This window comes from Martelella radicis (assembly GCF_014196625.1).
GTDB classification, from domain to species: Bacteria; Pseudomonadota; Alphaproteobacteria; order Rhizobiales; family Rhizobiaceae; genus Martelella; species Martelella radicis.
This window is the reverse complement of sequence record NZ_JACIDZ010000010.1, coordinates 71,063-86,783: the sequence shown is the minus strand read 5'-3', so window position 1 is coordinate 86,783 and position 15,721 is coordinate 71,063. Positions and strand designations below refer to the sequence as shown.

The following is a 15,721-nucleotide window of genomic DNA, read 5'->3' as shown; positions in this document are numbered from 1 at the left end:
ATTCGAGTGTTGGAATATGGCCCGCATTGTCATGAAATTCGGCGGCACCTCTGTCGCCAATATCGAGCGAATCCGCAATGTGGCGCGCCATGTCAAACGTGAGGTCGATGCTGGCCACGAGGTTGCCGTCGTCGTCTCCGCCATGGCCGGCAAGACCAATGAACTGGTCGAGTGGACCCGCGAAGCCTCGCCGATGCATGATGCGCGCGAATATGATGTCGTCGTCTCCTCTGGCGAACAGGTGACCTCCGGGCTCCTTTCGATCGTGCTGCAGTCGATGGGTGTCAACGCCCGTTCATGGCAGGGCTGGCAGTTGCCGATCAGGACCGATAGCACCCATGGGGCGGCGCGGATCGCCGATATCGACGGTTCGGATATCGTCAAGCGCATGGGCGAGGGCCAGGTTGCCGTTTGCGCCGGTTTCCAGGGCATCGGCCCGGATAACCGGATCGCGACGCTGGGGCGCGGCGGTTCGGATACATCGGCCGTGGCGATTGCCGCTGCCGTCAACGCCGATCGCTGCGATATCTACACCGATGTCGACGGCGTCTACACCACCGATCCGCGCGTCGAGCCGAAGGCGAAGCGCATGAAGAAGGTGGCATTCGAGGAAATGCTGGAAATGGCCTCGCTCGGCGCCAAGGTGCTGCAGGTGCGCTCCGTCGAACTGGCCATGGTCCATAAAGTGCGCACATTCGTGCGCTCCAGTTTCGAGGCGCCGGATGCGCCGGGCATGGGCGACTTCGACAATCCGCCCGGAACCCTGATTTGCGACGAGGATGAGATTTTGGAACAGGAAGTCGTGACCGGCATCGCGTATGCCAAGGATGAGGCGCAGATCTCGCTGCGCCGCGTGGAAGACCGCCCGGGCGTTGCCGCCGCCATTTTCGGGCCGCTTGCCGAGGCCCATGTCAATGTCGACATGATCGTCCAGAATATTTCCGAGGACGGCACCCACACCGACATGACCTTCACCGTGCCGGCCTCCGACGTGGAAAAGGCCAAGGCCGCCCTTGCCGCCAAGCATTCCGAGATCGGCTATGACGCGATCCAGAGCGAGACGGAACTTGCCAAGATTTCGGTGATCGGCATCGGCATGCGCTCGCATTCCGGCGTCGCCGCATCGGCCTTCAAGGCGCTGTCTCAGAAGGGCATCAACATCAAGGCGATCACCACGTCCGAGATCAAGATTTCGATCCTGATCGACGGCGCCTATGCCGAGCTTGCTGTCAGAACTTTGCATTCCTGCTACGGTCTCGATAAATAAGCCGTAACGGATTGTCCGCAAACGTCGTCGTTTCGGAACGGTCCGACTGAAACCTTGTCGGTTTCTCCACCGGGGACAGACTGCTATGAACCACCAAGCACCGAGCCCGCGCATTCTGCTGAAGCGGCTCAGGGAACTGATGGCCGAGCCGCTGGAGCCGCAGGACCGCCTTGACCGCATTGTCGGCCAGATCGCCGACAACATGGTCGCGGCTGTGTGCTCGGTCTATGTGCTTCGCGCCGACAGCGTGCTCGAGCTCTACGCGACGCAGGGGCTGAAGCGCGATGCGGTTCACCTGGCGAGCCTGCGCATGGGCCAGGGCCTGGTGGGCACGATCGCGGCGTCCGCGCGGCCGCTGAACCTTTCCGATGCCCAGTCGCATCCCGCCTTCCGATACCTGCCGGAAACAGGCGAGGAAATCTATCACTCCTTCCTTGGCGTGCCGATCCTGCGCGCCGGCCGTACGCTCGGCGTTCTCGTGGTGCAGAACACCGACGAGCATGCCTATAGCGAGGAAGAGGTCGAGGCGCTGCAGACGGCGGCGATGCTGCTTGCCGAACTGATCGCCTCCGGCGACCTCAAGAAGATCACCAGGCCCGGTATGGAGCTCGATCTGACCCGTACGGTCTCGCTTTCCGGCGATGCCTATGGCGAGGGCATCGCGCTTGGCCATGCCGTGTTGCACGAACCGCGCATCATGATCAACAACCTCGTCAACGAGGACAGCGACGCCGAGATCGCGCGGCTGCGGGCGGCCATGGAAAAGCTCAGGTTTTCGATCGACGAGCTTCTGCAGCGCAATGATGTTTCTGCCGAGGGCGAGCATCGCGAGGTGCTGGAAACCTACCGCATGTTTGCCCATGACCGAGGCTGGGTCCGCCGGCTGGAAGAGGCGATCATGCTGGGGCTGACGGCCGAAGGCGCCGTCGAAAAGGTTCAAAGCGACACCAAGGCGCGAATGATCCGGCTCACCGATCCCTTCATGCGCGACCGCATGCACGACCTCGATGATCTTGCGAACCGGCTGCTGCGTCAGTTAACCGGTCATGCGGTCGACACCGACGGCGAAAACTTTCCCGGGGACGCGGTTATCGTGGCGCGGGCCATGGGGGCTGCAGAGCTTCTCGATTATCCGCGCGAAAAGCTGCGCGGCCTCGTGCTCGAGGAGGGGGCCGCGACCAGCCACGTCATCATCGTCGCGCGCGCCATGGGCATCCCGGTCATCGGCCAGGCAACGGGTGTTGCCGCCCAGGTGGAAAACGGCGACGCGATCATCGTTGATGGCGACGATGGCGAGGTGCATGTCCGCCCGCTCGATGCAGTCATCACTGCGTATGAGGAAAAGCTGAGGCTCAGGGCGCGCCGCCAGGAGCAGTTCCGGGCGCTTCGCTCCGTCGATCCGGTCTCGGCGGATGGCGTGCCGGTCAGGCTGATGATGAATGCCGGGCTTCTGGTCGACCTGCCGCAGCTCGACGATTCGGGGGCGGAAGGGATCGGCCTGTTTCGAACCGAACTGCAGTTCATGATCGCCTCGCGCATGCCGAAGGCGGCCGAACAGGAGAGTTTCTATCGCCAGGTGCTCGATCATGCGGGCAATCGTCCCGTCACGTTCCGCACGCTCGATATCGGCTCCGACAAGATGGTCTCCTACTTCCGCGCCCAGGAAGAGGAAAACCCGGCCATGGGCTGGCGCGCCATCCGGCTTGCGCTCGACCGGCCCTATCTCCTGCGCATGCAGTTGCGCGCCTTGATGAAGGCGGCGGCCGGCGAGACGCTGAAGGTGATGGTGCCGATGGTCTCCGAGGTTGGCGAAATCCGCGAGGCGCGGGCGCTGATGGCCAAGGAAGTCCAGCATCTCGCCCGTTTCGGACACCAGGTGCCGCGCAGGATCGAGCTCGGCGCGATGCTGGAAGTGCCGGCGCTGCTTTACGAGATGGACGAACTGATGGCCGAGGTCGATTTCGTTTCGGTTGGTTCCAACGATCTCTACCAGTTCTTCATGGCGATCGACCGCGGCAATGCCCGGGTCTCCGACCGCTACGACACGGTCAGCAAGCCTTTCCTCCGCATGCTGCGTGATATCGTGCGCGCCGGGGAGCGCAATAATGTGCCGGTGACGCTGTGCGGCGAATATGCGAGCAAGCCGATCTCGGCGCTGGCGCTGTTTGCAATCGGCTATCGCTCCGTGTCGATGTCGGCAACGGCGATCGGCCCGGTCAAGGCGATGCTGCTCGGCCTCGATATTTCCGCCGTCAGCGAGGTTGTGAACGCTGCGCTCGACGACCCGTCGAACCTGACGCCGATGCGCGCGCTTCTTGAGCGCTTCGCCAGCGATCACAATATTCCGCTCTAGCGACGCTGGAAAAGCGGCAACAACACGAAAAACAAGCAGAGAGAACGACGCGTGGCGAGGCTACCACAGGAAAAGTTGCGGGAACTGGAACGGCGGTTTGCCGAGGTTGAGGCGCGTATGTCGTCAGGCCCCGACGCAGAGACCTATGTGAAGCTCGCCTCCGAATATGCCGAGCTGGAACCGGTTGTGGCTAAAATCCGCGACTACCAGTCCGCCGAAAGCGAGCTCGCCGATCTCGAGAGCCTTCTTGCCGACCGTACAACCGAAAAGGAAATGCGCGAGCTTGCCGATATGGAAGTGCCGGAGCTTGAAGAGCGCATCGAGGCGCTGACCGGCGAAATCCAGCTACTCTTGCTGCCGCGCGATGCGGCGGATGAGAAAAGCGCCGTTCTGGAAATCCGCGCGGGCACCGGTGGCTCGGAGGCCGCCCTTTTTGCCGGCGACCTGTTCCGCATGTATGAGCGCTATGCATCGGACAAGGGCTGGAAGGTGGAAGTGCTTTCCGCAAGCGAGGGCGATGCCGGCGGCTACAAGGAAATCATTGCCTCGGTTTCCGGCAGGGGTGTGTTCTCGAGGCTGAAATTCGAATCCGGCGTGCATCGCGTTCAGCGCGTGCCGGAAACGGAAGCCGGCGGGCGCATCCACACTTCGGCGGCAACCGTCGCCGTCCTGCCGGAAGCCGAGGACATCGATATCGAGGTGCGCCAGGAAGACATCCGCATCGACACGATGCGCTCGTCAGGCGCCGGCGGTCAGCACGTGAATACGACGGATTCGGCCGTGCGCATCACCCATATCCCGACCGGGATCGTCGTTACCAGTTCGGAAAAATCCCAGCACCAGAACCGGGCCAAGGCCATGCAGGTTTTGCGTGCCAAGCTCTTCGACATGGAGCGTCAGCGCGCAGACAGCGAGCGCTCCGCCGACCGCAAATCCCAGGTCGGTTCCGGCGACCGTTCCGAGCGCATCCGCACCTATAATTTTCCGCAGGGCCGCGTTACCGACCATCGCATCAACCTGACGCTCTACAAGCTCGACCAGGTGATCGCCGGCGATCTCGATGAGGTGGTCGATGCGCTTGTCGCCGATCATCAGGCTGGCCAGCTCGCCCTCCTGGGCGCTCAGGCCGGCTGAGGGCGTGGACGTGGCGACGCTTCAGGGGCTTTATCGCAAGGCGGCTGCCGCCTTTGAGACGGCGGGGCTGGAAACGCCCGCCGAAGACGCGCGTCATCTCGTGAGCGGCGTGCTGGGGCTGAGCCTCACGGAGATGATGACCGAGGGTGCCCGCCAGATGGATGCCGACGAGGAAGCGGCCGTTGCCGCGGCGGTCGAAAGGCGGCTTGCCCGCGAACCGGTCTATCGCATTCTTGGCGCGCGCGAATTCTATGGCCTCGATTTCATGCTGTCTGCGGATACGCTGGAACCGCGCCCGGATACGGAGATTCTTGTCGAAAGCGCACTGCCCTGGCTAGACGCTGCGGCGAAGCGCAAAGGCAAGGTAAGGCTGATCGATCTTGGCACGGGAACCGGTGCGATTGCGATCGCTCTGTTGAAGAATTGCGCGCAAGCGCGCGCGCTTGCGACGGATATTGCCGACGGGGCACTTGAAACCGCGCGCGCCAATGCCTTGATCAATGGTGTCGCGGATCGTTTAGACACGGTGTGCGGCACGTGGTTCAGTGCGGTGCGCGGGAAGTTCGACATGATCGTGTCAAACCCGCCCTATATCGTCTCGGACTTGATCGAAACTCTTGCGCCTGAGGTGAAGGACCATGATCCCGCCCTTGCGCTTGACGGCGGCAAGGACGGTCTTGACGCCTACCGCGCGATCGCCGCCAAAACCGGCGATCATCTGGCCGAGGATGGCGTCATCGCGCTCGAAATCGGTTTTGACCAGAAGGACGCAGTAACCGCGATCTTCTCCGAAAAAGGGTTCGCACTTGCACAATCTCACAAGGATCTCGGTGGAAATGACCGCGTTGTCATTTTTACAAGTGCCCGGAAAAGCTGAAAAATAAGGCTGCGTCCGGCCTTTTTGCAAACAGGCGAAGAAAGGGCTTGGAATTTTAGAATAAGCACGATAGGTTGCACCCACGCAAAACGGTGACTGAACGAAACGAGCGATTCGTCGCTTTGCAACAGTCTCAAGGTTTTCCGTCCAATGTTGGTTCATTGTGACATGCCGTCTTTTGCGTGATTCAGGTATTTGGATTCCACGAATGGCAGCGGGTTATTTGCCCTGCCAACGGGGCTGTGCCGCCGTGTTCCGCTGATGCGGGAACGGCCAAGGGCGAAGCTCGACCATTGACAGAAAATTCAGGTGAATACTCCATGAGGTCAGGACAGCAGAATAAGCGCAGCCGGGGGCGCGGCGGCAATAATTTCAACCGCAAGGGCGCCAACCCGCTGACCCGGACCTATGACAGTTCCGGTCCTGATGTGAAGGTGCGGGGCACCGCGCAGCACGTTGCGGAAAAATACATGTCGCTCGCGCGTGATGCGCAAGGGGCGGGCGACCGGGTGATGGCGGAGAACTATCTCCAGCATGCCGAGCACTACAACCGCATCATTGCCGCCGCCCAGTCTCAGCTTCAGGAACGCCATCAGCGTGACGACCGCTCCGACGACGACAATGACGAGGCTGCGGCCAAGAAGGGCAACAACAACAGCAATCAGTCGTCATCCGAAGAGCGCAGCGAGCGCAAGGAACAGCAGCGCAAGCAGGAACAGCAGGTGGATGCCGATGGCCCGCAGCCGGTGATCGACGGAACGCCCGCCGAAGTGGCCGCCGAAGAGGCCGATGGCCAGCCGGCACCGAAATCGCGCCGCCGTTCACCCGCCGCAAGCCGCCCGCGCCGCACCAAGCGCGCTGCGGCCGAAAATACCGGCGAAGAGGGCAATACCGCCGCAGCAAGCGGCTCCGAGAATTCCGGCGAAAGCGAAGACGCCGCGCCGAAAAAGCCGGTTCGCCGGAAACGCACGCCGAAGGCGGAAGCCAAGCCGAGCGAAGAGCAGGGCAAACCGGCCATGGCGGAAGTTGATTCCGAATAATGTCTTTGTGACAGTCTTTCAGGGCGGGTTTGCTTTTCGCGGAAATCCGCCCTGTCTTTGTTTTGGCGCCTTTTTGCGATCGTCAGGTGATCCCGCCGGATTGGGAAATGCGCCAAAGCCCAGCGACAGCAGGCCGGCCTCAAATTGCTGACAGAAATCCCCGCCGTGACTTCCGTCATGCCGGGCTTTGCCCCGGCATCCAGGGCCAAATTTCGAAGACTATCAAGAATAAGCCCTCTGCACGCAATGCGTTTCGCAGCCCTGAATCCCGGATCAAATCTGGGGTGACGGACAAAGGGTCGGCAGGCTCCGAGTGTCTGCCACAAGTTTTGTCAACGCCAATAAAACGAGCCCGGCCATGGCAGGCCGGGATTTTTTGAATCCGAAAGAAAGTGACGATGAACGCCGCGACCGTTTCAGTCGTCGCGGCGCTTTTAGGAAATATCCGGCCTGAATTCTGTTTACTGATCTCGGAGAAAAGGACGCCTCGTCTTCCTTCAGGATCGAACATAATGGGCGATGCTCGGCAAAGGCCCCACAGGCCGGCTACGGCAGCTAATTTCCCGTCGGCATCGGTATAGAGACGCCGCCCTTCTTCAGTTGTTCGCGGACCCACTCGAAGTTCTGGTAGTCGGTGATCCTGATCGGTCCCGTATAGCCCTCGCTCTGCAATTTGCGGGGCGGGTATTTCACATAGGTCTTCAAGAATGCATCGAGCGTGGCGTTGAGCGGAAGCGACGACCAGTCGGTCGTTGCGAAGTTGTTCATGAAGATGTCATACCGCTCCTGCGGATCCTGGCGCAGATCGAAAATCTGAGGCATCTCGGCCACGTATTTTTCCGGGCCCTTCCAGCCCAGGTTGGCGTCGACCGAGAGGCCTCCGGTCTGTTGGCCGTCATCGCCGCGCAGGTTGAAGACCGCCTTGAGGGGACCGAAGCGGACCGCGCCCGGGCTCAGTTCGTTCTCTGTGAAATAGAACCAGTTTGTACGCTGGTAGTCTTCGGGCTTTCCAACCCATAATGGCGTCATGTCGTAGCTGTCGAAAATGATGGGAGCGCCGGCGCGGTCTTTTTCCGGCAACTCATCGATTCCGGCCGCGGACGCGAATGTTTTCATCAGGTCGAGCCCGCCGGCAATGGCCGCGGTTCGGGTGCCGGGACTGATCCTGCCGGGCCAGCGGGCGATTGCGGGAACGCGATTGCCGCCTTCGCGAACGGTGCCCTTCGATCCGCGATAGGGCGTGTAGCCGGAATCCGGATAGACGTCCTGCCACGCGCCATTGTCGACCGTGTAGAAGACGATGGTATCGTCCGATAACCCCATTTCATCGAGCTTGTCCAGCAAGTCGCCGATGCGGGTGTCGAGCTCAACGACTGAATCGGCATATTTCGTCTTTGACAGTGAGGTGTGAATGAAGTCGGGATGCGGAAGGTTGGGCTGGTGGTTCTTCATGAAGTTGACACTGATGAAGAACGGATTTTCCGCATCTGCCGCGTCTTCGATGAAATCCAGCGCCGCATTCTCCACATAGGCGTCCAGGAACGGTATGCCGACGATGCCCTCGTCGGGCGTGTCGACATATTCGCCATTGACCTTGAAATCCTCGACGGCCGTTTCGCCGGCCTTTCCCGAGAGCGAACCTTTGGTCGCTTTCTGAAATTGTGCGCGGATATTCTCGGGCATGGCCGGATACCATTCGGGATCGCCATAGACATAGGCGCTGAGGTGATACAGGAACACATTCTTCATCACATCGTAGCCGTGGGCGTTGGGCAGCGCGTAATCGGCCTCGCCGAGATGCCATTTGCCGGTGAAATAGGTGTCGTAGCCCTGTTGTTTCAGCAGCGAGGCAAGTGTCCACTCCGCTGCCGGCAGGCCGCCGCCCTCGCCCTGAAACGCCACGGTGGTCATGCCGCTGCGATTGGGAATGCGGCCGGTCTGGATGGCGGCGCGCCCTGGCGTGCAGCTGGGCTGACCATAAAAGGAGGTATAGATCATGCCCTCGGCGGCCAATCGGTCAAGATTGGGGGTCGGCATGCCGCGCTCCTCGCCGCCGAGGTAGGGGCCGAGGTCGCCATAACCCGTGTCGTCGGAGACGATGAGCAGGATGTTGGGTTTCTGCGCCGCTTTTGCCGGCATGTCCGGCGGGGACTGCGCCAGCGCCGATGAGCAGGTGAGGGCGGATATTCCGAACACGATTGCAGGCAAAACGGTCAAGAGATTGCGAGGCATGCTTCCCTCCGAAGATCCTGATTGATGTTTCCGCAGATATCCCCGCTGGCGCTGTCTTTTTTGAATTGAACGCCATTGCGGACTACGTCTGCAATATTCTCCTTATCCGTGTATTTTTCAACCGGTAATTCGTGTTATGGTGGTGTCGCGCTCTGTTTTCGGGCGCATTTGATATGCGGCAAAGCGGACGGAAGGCCTCCATCGCCAAGTCATGCCCGAAGGAGGTGATGTCGCTGGGGAATGGCCTGATGCTGCGGGCATATTCTCTCCGGCCGGGAAAGCTGAATGTCCGCAAAGGGGTCGCCAAAGGCCGGTCATTGCACTATCCATAGCGCCGGCGTGATTTCAGGACATAAGCTTGGCGGCCGGCATAGCGCGCATCTGATGGGCGGAGCGTTTTCGTTCTTGGCGGCAGGCGCGGAATGGTCCGGCTGAAGCGGGAGAACAAATGGCTCTGGTGATAGCAATCGACGGGCCGGCGGCGGCCGGCAAGGGAACGCTGGCGCGCAAGCTTGCCCGGCATTACGGCCTTCCGCATCTTGATACCGGGTTGACCTACCGGGCGACCGCCAAGGCGCTGCTTGACGAAGGAAAACCGCTTGACGACGAGGCTGTCGCAGCCGAGATGGCCGCCCGCGTCGACCTTGGCCATCTCGATCGTTCGGTGCTCTCGGCCCATGAAATCGGCGAGGCGGCTTCGAAGGTTGCGGCCATGCCCGCCGTGCGCGTGGCGCTGGTGGATGCCCAGAGGCGTTTTGCAGCCTCCGGCAAGGGCGCAGTGCTCGACGGTCGCGACATCGGCACAGTGGTCTGCCCCGATGCGCCGGTGAAGCTCTATGTGACGGCCGATGCCGAGATCCGGGCCCGACGGCGCTATGACGAGATCACGGCAAAGGGCGAAGAGGCCGATTTCTCGCAGATCCTCGAAGATGTGCGCCGTCGCGACGAACGCGATATGGGGCGAAAGGACAGTCCTTTGCGCCCTGCGGACGATGCGCACTTGCTTGATACGTCCAAAATGGGTATAGAGGCCGCGTTTCAGGCCGCCTTGACCTTTGTGGACAAGCGGCTTGACCCTTAATGCATGCGGAGGAAGCTCCGCGATTGAAGGTTTTCACTGCATCCATGCGCCGGAATGCTCTTTTGTCCTTGGAAGAGGCGAAGAGGGGTGCAGTGACAGCCGAAGATCAACACCAGCCACCGGCGCAACGCGTGCTCGGCCTGAAATGACCGACACGATCCAGGAGTTTTTATGACTGCACAAACCCCCACGCGCGACGATTTCGCCGCAATGCTCGAGGAATCCTTCGGCGCGAACAATGATCTTGCCGAAGGCTATGTCGCCAAGGGCCTGGTCACCGCCATTGAAAAGGATATGGCCATCATCGACGTCGGCCTGAAGGTCGAAGGTCGTGTGCCGCTGAAGGAATTCGGCGTGCGCGGCAAGGATGGCGAGCTGAAGGCCGGCGACGAAGTTGAAGTCTATGTCGAGCGCATCGAGAACGCGCTGGGCGAGGCTGTCCTGTCGCGTGAGAAGGCCCGTCGCGAAGAGGCCTGGGTAAAGCTCGAAGCCAAGTTCGAGGCCGGCGAACGCGTCGAAGGTCAGATCTTCAACCAGGTCAAGGGTGGCTTCACGGTTGACCTCGACGGTGCGATCGCCTTCCTGCCGCGTTCCCAGGTGGACATCCGTCCGATCCGCGACGTATCCCCGCTGATGCACACGCCGCAGCCGTTCGAAATCCTCAAGATGGACAAGCGCCGCGGCAACATCGTCGTTTCGCGCCGGACCGTTCTTGAGGAAAGCCGTGCGGAACAGCGTTCGGAAATCGTCCAGAACCTCGAAGAGGGCCAGGTCGTTGAAGGTGTTGTCAAGAACATCACCGATTACGGCGCCTTCGTCGATCTCGGCGGTATCGACGGTCTGCTGCACGTCACCGACATGGCATGGCGTCGCGTCAACCACCCGACTGAGCTTCTGTCCATCGGCCAGAACGTCAAGGTTCAGATCATCCGCATCAACCAGGAAACGCACCGCATTTCGCTCGGCATGAAGCAGCTTGAAGCGGACCCGTGGGATGGCATCCAGGCCAAGTATCCGGAAGGCAAGAAGATTTCCGGTACGGTTACGAACATCACCGACTATGGTGCATTCGTCGAGCTGGAGCCGGGCATCGAAGGCCTGATCCACATCTCGGAAATGTCCTGGACCAAGAAGAACGTTCACCCCGGCAAGATCCTGTCGACCACGCAGGATGTCGATGTCGTCGTGCTCGAAGTCGATCCGGCCAAGCGCCGCATTTCGCTCGGCCTCAAGCAGACGCTCGAAAATCCGTGGGAAGCCTTCTCCTTCTCGCATCCGTCCGGCACGGTTGTCGAAGGCGAGATCAAGAACAAGACCGAATTCGGCCTGTTCATCGGTCTCGAAGGCGATGTCGACGGCATGGTTCACCTTTCCGATCTCGACTGGAACCGTCCGGGCGAGCAGGTCATCGAGGAGTACAACAAGGGTGACGTCGTCAAGGCTGTCGTTCTCGATGTCGATATCGACAAGGAACGCATCTCGCTCGGCATCAAGCAGCTCGGCAAGGATTCGCTGACGGAAGCCGCTGCTTCCGGCGATCTGCGCAAGGGTGCTGTCGTGTCCTGCGAAGTCACGGCCGTCAACGACGGCGGCGTCGAGGTCAAGCTCGTCAACCACGACGACATTTCGGCCTTCATCCGCCGTTCGGACCTCGCCCGCGACCGCGACGAGCAGCGCCCCGAGCGTTTCTCCGTCGGCCAGGTCTTCGACGCCCGCGTCACCAACTTCTCCAAGCGCGACCGCAAGGTCATGCTCTCCATCAAGGCGCTTGAAATCGCCGAGGAGAAGGAAGCCGTCGCACAGTTCGGTTCGTCCGACAGCGGCGCTTCGCTCGGCGACATCCTGGGCGCGGCTCTGAAGAACCGCGACGACCAGTAAGCGTTCCGCTTGCACTGACTGAGTTCAAGCCGCCGGGTGGCAACGCCCGGCGGTTTTTCTTTTTGGTCCGGAGATGATCCTTTCCAAAGGGGAAACAATGTTCCCACCGAGACCGACGGCAACCCGGTTCTGCTCTTTGTTCTCCGTTGCGCTTGATCTTGGGCTTTGTGTTTCCGATGTTGAAGGAAAGACACAAGGACAGCATCATGGCCACAAAGACGCCGATACTTCAGGGAACCAACAGCAGACCGCTGGACCCCCAGCTCGACGCCCTGCAATACGAGATCATGCAGGAGACGGCGCAGGCGCTGGGGCGGATCGGACGCAGGCTGGAAGAGGCGCTTGCCGCTTTGAAGCGGCATGACGAAACGCCGGGCTCCAACCAGGATCGCGATGAACTGGTGCAGGCGGCGGCGGATCGGGCCTTCGCGCTGTTCATCCAGCGGGACTATCTGGGTCTTAAGACCGACCACCACCTGACATCGACCTATGACATTCCCCGCGAAGTGATGCTGCGGGTCGGCGTGATGAAGAAGGCGGAAGAGACCTGAGGCCGGAAGCCGGAAGCGTCAGGGAGGGCTTCCCGGAACCGCGCAAAAAAACGCCCCGGCGAGACCCGGGGCGCAGCACATAGTGGAAAGGCGTTGTGATCAGTTGGCCGAATGCTGAAGGCGCTCGATCTCGTCCTTGAGCTGAAGCTTCTTGCGTTTGAGTTCGGCGATTTCCTCATCATGGCTTGACGGCGAGGACATCACGCTCTGCAGCTCTTTTTCGAGCGCGGAGTGTTTTTCCTCCAGGGCGGCAAGGTGGGTCTGAACTGTCATTTTCGCACGTCCTTCCTTTGTTTATCGCCGCAGGACGCGGCGCCTCGTCATCAATTTGAAAAAAAATCATGCCATGTTTCGTGACGCTTGTCGAAGGCGGAAATGTGATTTTCCGGCGGCATTTTCAATGTCTGCGCTGTCATGCCGCAATCGCTTGCTTTTCACCGAAATCGAATGATGCTAAGGGCTTTCGGGCCGGCTCCGGCTGCACTTGACCGCGTCCCGGTTTCGCCAGAACTGGAACCACGACCGAAACGGAAGGCCGATGAGCCCGATCATGAACCCGAAAGTCGCCATCGTCATGGGCTCCCAGTCCGACTGGGAAACGATGAAGAACGCCGCCGACACGCTCGACATCCTCGATGTCGACTATGATGCACGCATCGTCTCCGCCCACCGCACGCCTGACCGGCTCTATGATTTTGCCCGCGGTGCGCGCGCCGAGGGTTTCCAGATCATCATCGCCGGCGCGGGCGGAGCCGCCCACCTGCCGGGCATGCTGGCCGCGCTGACGCCGCTTCCGGTGTTCGGCGTGCCTGTGCAGTCGCGCGCGCTTTCCGGTCAGGACAGCCTGCTTTCGATCGTGCAGATGCCCGCGGGCGTACCTGTGGGAACGCTGGCAATCGGCAGGGCCGGCGCCGTCAACGCGGCGCTGCTTGCCGCCGCCGTGCTGGCGCTGACGGACCCGGAACTTGCCGGCAGGCTCGATGACTATCGCGCCCGCCAGGCGGCCCATGTCGCAGAATATCCCATCGACAAGGACGAATAGGCCCATGAGAACGATCGGCATTATCGGCGGCGGCCAGCTCGGCCGCATGCTGTCCATGGCAGCGGCCCGGCTCTCGATCCGCACCATCATCCTGGAGCCCGACCCTCATTGCCCTGCGGCGCAAGTCGCAAACGACCATATCGTGGCGGCCTATGATGACGATCGGGCGCTGGACGAACTCGCCGCTCATTGCGACGTCATCACTTATGAATTCGAAAACGTACCGGAAAAGAGCGCGGCTCGGCTTGCCGCCGAGCGGCCCGTCTATCCGCCGGCGCGCGCGCTTTCGATCTCGCAGGATCGGCTCGCCGAGAAGGCCTTCCTCAACGATTGCGGCATTCCGACCGCCGGGTTCCACGCCGTCGATACCCGCGCCGATCTCGATGCGGCGCTGCAACTCTTCGGAGGGCGCGGTGTGCTGAAGACCCGCCGTTTCGGCTATGACGGCAAGGGGCAATGGGTGTTTGCGGGCGAAGGCGACGATGCTGACGCCGCCTTTGAGGCGCTTGCCGGCGCGCCGGCGATCTTCGAGGAATGGATCGACTTCGCCTGCGAAATCTCCATCATTGCCGCGCGCGGCATGGATGGCAGCGTCGTCTCGTTCGATCCGGCCGAGAATGAGCACAGCGGCGGCATTCTGAGGGTCTCGCGCGTGCCGGCGCGGGTTGACGATGACGTGATCGAGAAGGCAAAGATCGCCGCCGAAAAACTGCTCTCGGCGCTGGAATATGTCGGCGTGGCGGGCCTTGAACTGTTCGTTGCGCGCGACGGACGGCTGCTTGCCAATGAATTTGCGCCGCGCGTCCATAATTCCGGTCACTGGAGCGAGGCGGCCTGCGTAATTTCTCAGTTCGAGCAGCATATCCGCGCCGTTTGTGGCCTGCCGCTGATCAATCCTCTTCGCCACAGTGACTGTGTGATGCACAACATCATCGGCGATGATATGGAGGATATTCCGCGCTACATGACGACGCCGGGCGCGCTGGTGCATCTTTACGGAAAAGCCGAAACCCGGCCCGGGCGAAAAATGGGACACGTCACCGTGCTTCAGCGCCAGGAAAGCGGCCGGAACGGTTGACTTTCGCCCGTCCTTTCGCTAGGTACCGGCCACAGCCAAGCGCGCCCCATTCCGGCGCGCTTTTGAATGTTGAAACAGACCGCCTTTACTGATCAGTCGAGAGCGGCACAAACAGCGGATCGAAAACATGAAGATCAAGAATTCGCTCAAGGCGCTCAAGTCCCGTCACCGGGAAAACCGTCTGGTGCGCCGCAAGGGCCGTGTATATATCATCAACAAGCAGAACCCGCGCTTCAAGGCCCGTCAGGGCTGAGTGTGGCTCACCGGTCCGTGATCGGCCCGGGGCATTATCTGTTTGAAGTTTCGCCATGACGGGATACCATCCCGTCATGCGTTTTTTTGTGCCTGCCTTTCTGACCATGTTCCTGCTCGTGCCTCTCGCGGGCCTGTCGGCTCATGCGCAGACGGATGGTGGCGAGGCGTCCTCGGTCGAAACTCCTTCCGATCCGCTGGATGCGATGTACCGCAAGCTCTCGCGAACGCGCGACCCCGATCTCGCAGCAGTCTTCGCCAAGGACATTGACGACTATCTCGACCGCTCGCCGAGTGCGACTGTATCGCTCCTGATCAAATGGTCGGATGAGGCGGAGGCGGATGGCCGCACGGCCGCAGCGCTTGATTTCCTGTCGGAAGCAATCGCGCTCCGTCCCGATGAGCCGGCCGCCTACCGCAAGCGGGCCGTGATCCACTACACTCACGGCGATTTCAACCGGGCGATGGACGATATCGGCAGCGCGCTGAAACTGGAGCCGCGCGATTTCGGCGGCCTCGGCCTGATGGCGACGATTCTCGACCGGACGGGAAGGCCGGAAGCCGCACTCCAGGTCTGGCGGCGCTATCTCGACTTCTATCCGGCCGACCGGGATGTCGGCGCCTATGTGGACAATACCGAAAACGACCTGGCGGGCCGACGGCTGTAGCTCCCGCGCCATTCAGGATGGAACACGAAATAAGAAGCCCGGGCCTTGCGTTTGGCAAGCCCGGGCTTCGTTCATTGCGGCAGGGGGCTGATCAGCCCTGGCTCTGGTTCTGGCGCTCCTTGGCGCGGTCGTCCATAAGCTCATACCACATGGCGTTGAGCACCGCGAAGAGTGCTGCGAGCGGCAGGCCTAGGATCCATGCGAAATACCACATTTGAAACTCCTTATGTTTCGATCGGGGCGGGCCTCGTTTTCAGGCGGGGCCCGG

General features: G+C 61.2%; 15 protein-coding genes. 12 read left to right on the top strand and 3 right to left on the bottom strand.

Annotated elements, in window-relative coordinates; translation table 11 throughout:
- Positions 1-16 precede the first annotated feature (16 nt).
- The 5 genes from GGR30_RS14990 (at position 17) to GGR30_RS14970 (ending at position 6,671) form a co-directional block, all read left to right on the top strand.
- Entirely contained in the window at positions 17-1,267 is a 1,251-nt protein-coding gene (locus tag GGR30_RS14990) for an aspartate kinase (RefSeq protein WP_183487705.1), read from the top strand.
- A gap of 85 nt (positions 1,268-1,352) precedes the next feature.
- The gene (gene ptsP, locus GGR30_RS14985) at positions 1,353-3,620 is read left to right on the top strand and encodes a phosphoenolpyruvate--protein phosphotransferase (protein WP_183487703.1); all 2,268 of its coding nucleotides are present in this window, start codon (positions 1,353-1,355) and stop codon (positions 3,618-3,620) included.
- A gap of 51 nt (positions 3,621-3,671) precedes the next feature.
- Complete coding sequence (gene prfA / locus GGR30_RS14980) at positions 3,672-4,754, top strand: peptide chain release factor 1 (protein WP_183487701.1); 1,083 nt, start codon at positions 3,672-3,674, stop codon at positions 4,752-4,754.
- Positions 4,693-5,631: a peptide chain release factor N(5)-glutamine methyltransferase gene (gene prmC, locus GGR30_RS14975; protein WP_183487699.1), complete on the top strand. Its 939-nt coding sequence runs from the start codon at positions 4,693-4,695 to the stop codon at positions 5,629-5,631. The genes prfA and prmC overlap by 62 nt, the downstream gene beginning before the upstream one ends.
- Before the next feature lie 320 nt (positions 5,632-5,951).
- Positions 5,952-6,671: a DUF4167 domain-containing protein gene (locus GGR30_RS14970; protein ID WP_183487697.1), complete on the top strand. Its 720-nt coding sequence runs from the start codon at positions 5,952-5,954 to the stop codon at positions 6,669-6,671.
- Positions 6,672-7,226: 555 nt separating this feature from the next.
- Here GGR30_RS14970 and GGR30_RS14965 read toward each other — a convergent pair.
- Positions 7,227-8,903, bottom strand: coding sequence for an arylsulfatase (locus GGR30_RS14965; protein ID WP_183487695.1), 1,677 nt, complete (start codon positions 8,901-8,903; stop codon positions 7,227-7,229).
- 448 nt (positions 8,904-9,351) lie between these two features.
- On the opposite strand from GGR30_RS14965, the gene cmk reads away from it, so the two are divergent.
- The 3 genes from cmk to GGR30_RS14950 all read left to right on the top strand — a co-directional run bounded on the left by cmk (position 9,352) and on the right by GGR30_RS14950 (position 12,413).
- Positions 9,352-9,984 (top strand): (d)CMP kinase, encoded by a 633-nt coding sequence (gene cmk / locus GGR30_RS14960; protein WP_183487692.1) that lies wholly within the window; start codon positions 9,352-9,354, stop codon positions 9,982-9,984.
- Between the two features lie 171 nt (positions 9,985-10,155).
- Complete coding sequence (rpsA, locus tag GGR30_RS14955; protein WP_183487689.1) at positions 10,156-11,862, top strand: 30S ribosomal protein S1; 1,707 nt, start codon at positions 10,156-10,158, stop codon at positions 11,860-11,862.
- Between the two features lie 206 nt (positions 11,863-12,068).
- On the top strand, positions 12,069-12,413 hold the full coding sequence (locus tag GGR30_RS14950; protein WP_183487687.1) for a DUF6665 family protein: 345 nt from the start codon (positions 12,069-12,071) through the stop codon (positions 12,411-12,413).
- A gap of 99 nt (positions 12,414-12,512) precedes the next feature.
- Here the strand turns inward: GGR30_RS14950 and GGR30_RS14945 are convergent, their stop codons facing one another.
- Complete coding sequence (locus tag GGR30_RS14945) at positions 12,513-12,686, bottom strand: YdcH family protein (RefSeq protein WP_183487685.1); 174 nt, start codon at positions 12,684-12,686, stop codon at positions 12,513-12,515.
- Positions 12,687-12,951: 265 nt separating this feature from the next.
- Between GGR30_RS14945 and purE the strand changes: the two genes are divergently transcribed.
- The 4 genes from purE (at position 12,952) to GGR30_RS14925 (ending at position 15,453) form a co-directional block, all read left to right on the top strand.
- Positions 12,952-13,455, top strand: coding sequence for a 5-(carboxyamino)imidazole ribonucleotide mutase (gene purE, locus GGR30_RS14940; protein WP_246413909.1), 504 nt, complete (start codon positions 12,952-12,954; stop codon positions 13,453-13,455).
- 4 nt (positions 13,456-13,459) lie between these two features.
- On the top strand, positions 13,460-14,533 hold the full coding sequence (locus GGR30_RS14935) for a 5-(carboxyamino)imidazole ribonucleotide synthase (RefSeq protein WP_183487683.1): 1,074 nt from the start codon (positions 13,460-13,462) through the stop codon (positions 14,531-14,533).
- A gap of 127 nt (positions 14,534-14,660) precedes the next feature.
- The gene (ykgO, locus tag GGR30_RS14930) at positions 14,661-14,786 is read left to right on the top strand and encodes a type B 50S ribosomal protein L36 (RefSeq protein ID WP_018064355.1); all 126 of its coding nucleotides are present in this window, start codon (positions 14,661-14,663) and stop codon (positions 14,784-14,786) included.
- A 76-nt stretch (positions 14,787-14,862) separates the two neighbouring features.
- Entirely contained in the window at positions 14,863-15,453 is a 591-nt protein-coding gene (locus tag GGR30_RS14925; protein ID WP_183487681.1) for a tetratricopeptide repeat protein, read from the top strand.
- 91 nt (positions 15,454-15,544) lie between these two features.
- On the opposite strand, the gene cydX is transcribed toward GGR30_RS14925, so the two are convergent.
- Positions 15,545-15,667 (bottom strand): cytochrome bd-I oxidase subunit CydX, encoded by a 123-nt coding sequence (gene cydX, locus GGR30_RS14920; RefSeq protein WP_183487679.1) that lies wholly within the window; start codon positions 15,665-15,667, stop codon positions 15,545-15,547.
- Positions 15,668-15,721 lie beyond the last annotated feature (54 nt).